The sequence below is a fragment of the Terrisporobacter sp. genome (assembly GCF_017888745.1).
Classification (GTDB): Bacteria; Bacillota; Clostridia; order Peptostreptococcales; family Peptostreptococcaceae; genus Terrisporobacter.
Window position 1 is genome coordinate 1 of record NZ_JAGHFM010000387.1, and the last position, 1,998, is coordinate 1,998.

Here is a 1,998-nt window from a genome sequence, read left to right on the forward strand (position 1 = left end):
CTATTTCCATTCTTTTAGCTACAAAATCTTCATCATACACTTCTGAGACTTGACCAGTAGTTAATCCTATTTGATTACCATAAGAACAATATCCATTAGCTGCTTCTGTAGTTATTTTCTTTTGCATCAACTTTCCTGGTAATGTGTCTTCTAAAGATGTTCTAGGGTCTGCACTTCCAGTAACACGCATTGCTTGGTATACGTAACTTCTTCCTGAAAGTGGATCTCTTATTGCTCCACCTAAACAAGTAGCAGCTCCACCAAATGGCTCTATTTCTGTTGGATGGTTATGAGTTTCATTTTTGAACATAACTAAATACTTTTCTATTTTTCCATCAACATTCACATCTACATTTATACTACAAGCATTTATTTCTTCACTCTCATCTAAATCCTCTAATTTACCTTCTTTTCTTAATTGCTTCATAGCTATAGTAGCTATATCCATAAGGCAAATGTCCTTTTGTCTATCTACATAAACACGATTTCTAGAATCAAGATACATCTCATATGATTCTTTTATAATTTCATTATATTTTCCATCTTCTATTTTTACATCTTCTATCTTAGTCATAAAAGTAGTATGTCTACAATGGTCTGACCAATAAGTATCTAATACCTTTATTTCTGTTATAGTAGGATTTCTTTTTTCTTCATTTTTGAAATATTCTTGAACATGTTGTAAATCAGCTAAAGCCATAGCTAATCCTTGATTATTTAAGAATCCTTCTAATTCTTCTAGTGTATAATCTATAAAACCATCTAATATTTCTACACTTGTTGGTATCTCAACTTTCATTTCTAATGTATTAGGTATTTCTAAACTAGCTTCTCTACTGTCTACAGGATTTATACAATATGATTTTATTCTAGAATAGTCTTCATCGCTTATATTTCTAGATAATATATATACCTTAGCAGTGCTTATATTAGGTCTTTTCCCCTCATTAACTATTTGTATACATTGAGCTGCCCAGTCACCCCTTTGATCATACTGACCTGGTAAATACTCAATAGCAAATACTTTATCATTTTTATCTATATTTTCTAATTCATCATAATAAACAATATCTAAGTTTGTTTCTGAAAATATAGTTTTAGCTGCATTATAGAAAACTTCTTCTGATAAACCTTCTACATCATATCTATTTAAAATTCTTATACTTTCTATTGTATTTATGTGTAAACTTTCTATTAAATCTTTCTTTAGACTTTGAGCTTCTAAATCAAATCCTGGTCTTTTTTCAACTAAAACTCTTCTTACACTTGTTTGTAAAGTAGCAGTATTCATTAATATTCCTCCAATTTGAAAATCTATTTCCATATATCTTTTCTATAATGCATTCCTTCAAAGTTTATTTTTTTAATATTTTCGTAAACTTTATCAGACGCCTCTTTAACTGAACTTCCCTTTGAAGTTATTCCAATTACCCTTCCACCATTAGTAACTATATTATCACCATCAAACTTCGTTCCACTGTGGAATACAACTATATCAGAATCTAAATTTTCAAGTCCTGTTATTACTTTTCCCTTTTCATAAGCTTCAGGATATCCTCCACAAGTGAGCATTACGCAAATAGCTTCTTCTTTCGAATATTTAATATCTATATTTTTAAGATTATTATCTAATATTGCATTCATTATTTTATTTAAGTCTGTATCTAGTCTAAACAATACTGATTGTGTTTCAGGATCACCAAATCTTACATTATACTCTAAAACTTTAGCTCCATCATCAGTTATCATAAGTCCAACAAATAATATTCCTTTATAATTTAAATTGTCTTTTTGGAATCCTTCTAAAGTTTTATCTAAAACTTTTTCCTTTATTTCCTTAGCTAACTCTTCTGTATATATTTCACTAGGAGAAAATGTTCCCATGCCACCAGTATTTAGTCCAGTTTCTCCGTCATAAACTTTCTTGTGATCTTTAGCACTTACCATAGGAACTATAGTATCATTATCCACAAAAGCTAATATAGAAGTTTCTATACC

The 1,998-nt window shown here is 29.5% G+C and carries 1 protein-coding gene and 1 pseudogene; both read right to left on the bottom strand.

Going from position 1 to position 1,998, the window contains the following annotated elements; translation table 11 throughout:
• Positions 1-1,291 (bottom strand): annotated as a pseudogene (locus J7G74_RS16300) (phosphoribosylformylglycinamidine synthase); the annotation flags it as partial.
• Positions 1,292-1,314: 23 nt separating this feature from the next.
• Positions 1,315-1,998: phosphoribosylamine--glycine ligase (locus J7G74_RS16305; RefSeq protein ID WP_297137337.1), on the bottom strand; the 684-nt coding region annotated here is incomplete at its 5' end.